General features: G+C 70.1%; 7 protein-coding genes and 1 pseudogene. 5 read left to right on the top strand and 3 right to left on the bottom strand.

All coding sequences use genetic code 11. The features are described 5' to 3' along the window. A pseudogene (locus tag ACILRF_RS14260) lies at positions 1-82 on the bottom strand (succinate dehydrogenase, cytochrome b556 subunit); the annotation flags it as partial. A 171-nt stretch (positions 83-253) separates the two neighbouring features. Between ACILRF_RS14260 and ACILRF_RS14255 the strand changes: the two are divergent. Continuing rightward, a complete protein-coding gene (locus ACILRF_RS14255; protein WP_395674020.1) occupies positions 254-1,135 on the top strand; it encodes a LysR substrate-binding domain-containing protein in 882 nt (293 codons plus the stop codon). Between the two features lie 288 nt (positions 1,136-1,423). Continuing rightward, entirely contained in the window at positions 1,424-1,759 is a 336-nt protein-coding gene (locus ACILRF_RS14250; protein WP_395674018.1) for a DUF2794 domain-containing protein, read from the top strand. Positions 1,760-1,817: 58 nt separating this feature from the next. On the opposite strand, the gene ACILRF_RS14245 is transcribed toward ACILRF_RS14250, so the two are convergent. After that, positions 1,818-2,570: a Bax inhibitor-1/YccA family protein gene (locus tag ACILRF_RS14245; protein WP_395674016.1), complete on the bottom strand. Its 753-nt coding sequence runs from the start codon at positions 2,568-2,570 to the stop codon at positions 1,818-1,820. 164 nt (positions 2,571-2,734) lie between these two features. On the opposite strand from ACILRF_RS14245, the gene ACILRF_RS14240 reads away from it, so the two are divergent. Both ACILRF_RS14240 and thpR read left to right on the top strand, forming a co-directional pair. Next, entirely contained in the window at positions 2,735-3,367 is a 633-nt protein-coding gene (locus ACILRF_RS14240; RefSeq protein WP_395674014.1) for an arylesterase, read from the top strand. 10 nt (positions 3,368-3,377) lie between these two features. Then, positions 3,378-3,914 carry an RNA 2',3'-cyclic phosphodiesterase gene (thpR, locus tag ACILRF_RS14235; protein ID WP_395674012.1) on the top strand — a complete coding sequence of 179 codons (537 nt, stop codon included), beginning with the start codon at positions 3,378-3,380 and terminating at the stop codon, positions 3,912-3,914. A 26-nt stretch (positions 3,915-3,940) separates the two neighbouring features. Here the strand turns inward: thpR and ACILRF_RS14230 are convergent, their stop codons facing one another. Further along, positions 3,941-4,318, bottom strand: a complete 378-nt coding sequence (locus ACILRF_RS14230) for a DUF2237 family protein (RefSeq protein WP_395674010.1) — start codon at positions 4,316-4,318, stop codon at positions 3,941-3,943. A gap of 53 nt (positions 4,319-4,371) precedes the next feature. Here ACILRF_RS14230 and ACILRF_RS14225 point away from each other — a divergent pair. Further along, positions 4,372-5,226: HpcH/HpaI aldolase/citrate lyase family protein (locus ACILRF_RS14225; RefSeq protein WP_395674008.1), on the top strand; the 855-nt coding region annotated here is incomplete at its 3' end.

The following is a 5,226-nucleotide window of genomic DNA, read 5'->3' as shown; positions in this document are numbered from 1 at the left end:
TCAGCATGGTGATGTGCCAGCGCCAGACCGAGAGGTGGGGCGACATGGGCCGCTCGCGCGGGGCCCGGGAGGCGTCGGTCATCTTGGAGCCGCTCGTTGGTTTTGGATGGCGCCGCTTTTACGCCGCGCCGGGTCGCTGTCAACGAACGGCAAACCGCCAATCTACCCTTCGTCCGCGCCGAAAGATGGCTTGCTTTCGCCTGACGGGGCAATCCGTGATTGCTATAGGGTTCCTTCGCGAAAGACGAAGTCGATGCGGTTCGACCTGACCGACCTGAAGTTGTTTTGCGAGGTGGCGGACGCCGGCTCCATCACCCGCGGGGCCGAACGCTGCGCCCTGGCCCTGGCCGCCGCGTCGACCCGCATCCGCGCCATGGAGGAGAGCCTGGGCGCCACCCTGCTGTCGCGATCTCGCCAAGGCGTCACGCCGACGCCGGCTGGGCTGCTGCTGCTGAAGCACGCCCGCGCCATCATCGCCCAGAGCGCCCGCCTGCGGGAGGATCTCGGGGCCTACGCCGGCGGCGTATCGGGCGAGGTCAAGGTGCTGGCCAACACCAACGCCCTGACCGAATTCCTGCCGGAGACCCTGTCGTCGTTCCTGGCCAGCCACCCGCACGTCACCGTCGACCTCGAGGAGCGCCTGTCCGACGAGATCGTCGGCCTGATCGCCGAGGGCGCCGCCGACATCGGCATCGTCGCCGGCACGGTCGAGGTCGGCGCGCTGGAGGCCTTTCCGTTCCGCTCCGACCGCTTCGTCGTGGTGGTGGGCGAGGGCCACGACCTGAGCGCCCGCAAGACCATCAGCTTCTCGGAAGTGCTCGACTACGACCTCGTCGGGCTCGAGCGGTCGAGCTCGCTGCAACGGTTCCTGTCGGCCAAGGCGGCGCGCGAGGGCCGACCGCTGCGCCTGCGCGTCCAGCTGCGCAGCTTCGACGCGGTCTGCCGCCTGGTCGGCTGCGGGGTTGGGGTCGGCATCGTACCGCGCACCACCGTGCAGCGGAACGCCGGGGTCCTGCGCCTGGAGGTGGTCGAGCTGACCGACGACTGGGCGCTGCGCGAGCTCAACATCGTCGTCCGGGCCATGGACGCCCTGCGCCCCTCGGCGCGCGAGCTGGTCGCCAGCCTGCGGGCCTGAGCAGACCCAAAACGAAAAGAACCCGCGCGGCTGGAGAGGCCCACGCGGGTTTTTCAGGGGAGGGTGTGTCGGTTGGAAAAGCCGCTGATCCAGGGGGGCTGGGGGGGCTGTTCAGGATCCGGGACCCGCGTCTCGTTCCAACCGACGCCCTCATAAAACGGGTCACATCGGGCGCAGGCTGGACCGAAATGAGGTCATTTCAGGGCGTAGCTTACGGGCGGTGAACCGCCTCCCGGCCCATGTCTTTTCCAGAAGATTTTTCAACGGGATTCGGTCAGGCTCCACCCGATGGCATTCGAAACGTCTCAGGCGGGGCCTCTTCCCGGCAGGGTGTTCTTCGAGCGGCGCGAACTGGAACGCCTGCTTCGTCTCTATGGCCGGATGGTCGCCGCGGGGGAGTGGCGCGACTACGCCATGGACGGCTTGGCCGAGGCCGCCGTCTTCTCGGTGTTCCGCCGTAGCTCCGAGCAGCCGCTCTACCGCATCGAGAAACGGCCGGCCCTGGCCCGCAGGCAGGGCGCCTGGTCGATCGTCGGGGAGGGCGGGATGATCCTGCGCCGCGGCCACGAGCTCGACCAGGTGCTGCGCTTCTTCGACAAGGGCCGCTTCAAGGTCGTCGACTAAAAACAAAAACCCCGGCGGTTTCCCGCCGGGGCTCGTCGTTCCGGAAATTCCTCGGCGCTTAGCGGCGGTCGCCGAACAGCTGCAGCAGGAATTGGAAGAGGTTGATGAAGTTGATGTAGAGGCTGAGCGCGCCGTAGTTGGTGGCCACGCCCATGGCCGCCTGGTCGCCGCCCAGCTCGTAGTAGGTCATCTTCAGTCGCTGGGTGTCGTAGGCGATCAGACCCGCGAAGATGAACACGCCCAGCACGCTGATGATGAAGTTCATCATCGAGTTCTGCAGGAAGATGTTCACCACCGAGGCGATCACCAGGCCGATCAGACCGACGATCAGGAAGCTGCCGAAGCCGGTCAGGTCCTTCTTCGTCGTGTAGCCGAACAGGCTGAGCGCGCCGAAGGCGGCCGCGGTGATCAGGAACGTCGAGGCGATCGAGGCCCCGGTGTAGACTAGGGTGATCGCGCCGAGGCTGGCGCCGATCAAGGCGACGATCGTCCAGTAGAAGATGCCCGAGCTGCGCGGCGTGGCGTTGCGCATGCCGAACATCCCGAACAGCATCACCGCCAGCGGCCCGAAGGCGACGACGTAGCCGAGGGGCTGGAAGCCGGCCAGGCGGCCGTCGGCGGTCACGCGGTACAGCAGCTGCTGCACCGGCTCGACCTGGCCGGTGACGTAGGCCAGGGCGGCGGAGATCACGAGACCCAGCGCCACCTTGTTGTAGACGCCGAGCATGAAGCTGCGCAGACCCGCGTCCACCGACATGTCGGCGCGATCGGCGGGGATCGTGCGCGCGTAGCCGCGGTTGAAGTCGCTCATCTTAGGCAAAGCCCTTGTTTGGTCGTCCCGAGTGGACGCACCTCGGAATATCGGGGTCACGGGCCCGGTAAGCAAGGCCTGACACAGTATGACACAAATGGATCTATCGTTCCCGAAGGGGGCTTGGACCAGGCGACGGGACGCTTAAATCGTTAACCATGCCAATGTCTTCGATCTCCCGCCGCGGCGTCGTCGCGGCCGCCGGGCTCGCCGTCCCGGCCGTCTCGCAAGCGGCCCAAACCGCCGCGCGCCGGGTCGCCGTGCTCGGCGACTCCATCACCACCGGCTACGGCCTGCCGCAGAGCCAGGCCCTGCCTGCGGCCCTGCAGTCGGAGCTGGCCCGGCTCGGCGCCCCGGCCCGGGTGCTGGGCGCCGGCGTCGACGGCTCGACCACCGCCGGCGGGGCGGCCCGCGTCGACCGCGCCGCGCCCAAGGGAACGGCCGTCTGCGTCGTCGCCCTCGGCGGCAACGATCTGCTGACCGGGGCCGAGCCGCGCGCTGTCGCCAGGAACCTCGACCTCATCGTCCGCCGGCTGAAGGCCCGCGGCGTCACGGTCGTGCTGGCCGGGGTGCGGGTCCCGAGCCTGATCGGCGGCGACTACGCCCGCGCCTTCAACGGCGCCTTCGCCGAGGTGGCGCGGACCCACGATGTCATCTTCCTGCCGGACCTGCTGGAGGGCGTCGCCCTGAACCCCCGCCTCAACCAGCGCGACGGCATCCACCCCAACGCCGCCGGCGTGGCGGTGATCGCCCGGCGCCTGGCGCCCCTGGTGGCGAGGGCTCTGCGAGCGGGATAGGGTCTCGCGCATGATCCGCCTGTTCGCCGCCATCGCCATCCCGCCGGACATCGGCCAGGCCCTGGTCCGCCGCCAGCAGGGGATCGACGGGGCCCGCTGGCGGCCGGTGGAGAGCCTTCACGTCACGCTGCGGTTCTTCGGCGACCTGCGCGAGGACGTCGCCCGCGATCTCGACGCCGAGCTGTCCAGCCTCTCCGCCCGGCCGTTCGAGATCGTCCTCGCCGGCGCCGGCTCCTTCGCCGACGGCGACGACATTCGCGCCGTCTGGGCCGGAGTCGAGGACAGCGAGCCCCTGCGCCACCTCGCCAGGGCCTGCGAGACCGCCGCCCGCCGCGCCGGCCTCAAGGCCGAGACCCGCCAGTACCGGCCGCACGTCACCCTTGCCTACACCCGCTATCCCGATCCCGCCGAGGTCGGCGCGTGGATTCAGGCCAACAACCTCCTGAAATCCCCCGGCGTCTGGGTCGATCGCATCGGCCTTTATTCCAGCCGCCAGACGAAGGACGGCTCGGTTTACGCCCTCGAAGCGGAATACCGGCTGTTCTGACCCTCTCCGCTTGTGGGGAGGGATCCTTAAGCCGCGTGGTCCTTCAGCACCCCGAGCGGCACGATCGCGAGGGTCTCCTCGTGGGTCGCTTCCAGCACCACCTTCGGCGCGGCGCCGGCGTCGAGCGCCTCTTTCCAGCGCGGCGCGCACAGGCACCAGCGGTCGCCGGGCTTCAGCCCCGGAAACATCACCTCGGGCATCGGCGTCGACAGGTCGTTGCCGACCGAGCGCGAGTAGGCCAGGAACTCGGCCGTCATCACCGCGCAGACCGTGTGCAGGCCAAAGTCGTTGTGGTCGGTCTCGCAGCAGCCGTTGCGGAAGAAGCCGGTGAGCGGCTGCGTCGAGCAGGCCTTCAGTTCGCCGCCAAGGACGTTGCGGGCCGCAGGGTCGCGCCGTGTGGTCATTTGCCGATCCTAACCGCTAAGACGGGCGTTCCGCCATGCGCGAAGGAGACGCCATGCATCGACCGCGCCGCAGCGCCCTGTTCATGCCCGCCACCAACGCCCGGGCGATCGACAAGGCCCGCACCCTGCCCTGCGACGTCGTCATCCTGGACCTTGAGGACGCCGTGGCCGCGCCGGACAAGGCGGCCGGCCGCGCCGCGGCCGTGCAAGCGATCCGGGACGGCGGGTTCGGCCGGCGCGAGCTGGTGGTGCGCATCAACGGGCTCGACACCCCATGGGGAGCGGCAGACCTCGGCGCCCTCAGCCAGGCCGCGCCCGACGCCGTGCTGGTCCCCAAGGTCGCCGACCCGGCCGTGCTCCAGGCCTGCGCCGCCGCGCTCGGCCAGGCCGCCCCCCTGTGGGCGATGATCGAAAGCTGCGCGGCGGTGCTGCGCCTCGACGCGCTCGGGGCGACCAGCCGCGCGGCCGGAGACGCCGTCTGGGTCGTCGGGCCCAACGACCTCGCCCGCGAGATGGGTTGCCGCCCGGGGGCCGGGCGTGCGTCCCTGGCGCCGGCCCTGGCGCTGACGGTCATGGCCGCCCGCGCCCACGGCCTGGCGGTGCTCGACGGCGTCTTCAACGACATCGCCGACCCCGAGGGGCTGGCCGACGAATGCCGTCACGGGGCCGACCTAGGGTTCGACGGCAAGACCCTGATTCACCCCGGCCAGATCGCCGCCGCCAACGCGGCGTTCGGACCCGACCCGGCGCAACTGGCCTGGGCCCGCCGCGTCGTCGTCGCCTTCGCCGCGCCGGAGAACGCCGGCCGCGCGGTGCTGCAGGTGGACGGCCGCATGGTCGAGCTGTTGCATCTGGCCCAGGCTGAGGCTCTCATCGCCTTCGAGGCGGCCACCGCCGCTCCGGAGACC

The sequence above is a fragment of the Phenylobacterium sp. genome (assembly GCF_044236515.1).
Classification (GTDB): Bacteria; Pseudomonadota; Alphaproteobacteria; order Caulobacterales; family Caulobacteraceae; genus Phenylobacterium.
Note: the sequence above shows the minus strand (reverse complement) of the source record. Positions and strands in the feature narration are given on the sequence as shown.

Excerpts from the sequence above, each read along its gene's own strand:
- ACILRF_RS14255 (WP_395674020.1), top strand. The coding sequence starts at position 254 with ATGCGGTTCGACCTGACCGACCTGAAGTTGTTTTGCGAGGTGGCGGAC.
- ACILRF_RS14245 (WP_395674016.1), bottom strand. The coding sequence starts at position 2,570 with ATGAGCGACTTCAACCGCGGCTACGCGCGCACGATCCCCGCCGATCGC.
- thpR (WP_395674012.1), top strand. The coding sequence starts at position 3,378 with ATGATCCGCCTGTTCGCCGCCATCGCCATCCCGCCGGACATCGGCCAG.
- ACILRF_RS14250 (WP_395674018.1), top strand. The coding sequence starts at position 1,424 with ATGGCATTCGAAACGTCTCAGGCGGGGCCTCTTCCCGGCAGGGTGTTC.
- ACILRF_RS14230 (WP_395674010.1), bottom strand. The coding sequence starts at position 4,318 with ATGACCACACGGCGCGACCCTGCGGCCCGCAACGTCCTTGGCGGCGAA.
- ACILRF_RS14240 (WP_395674014.1), top strand. The coding sequence starts at position 2,735 with ATGTCTTCGATCTCCCGCCGCGGCGTCGTCGCGGCCGCCGGGCTCGCC.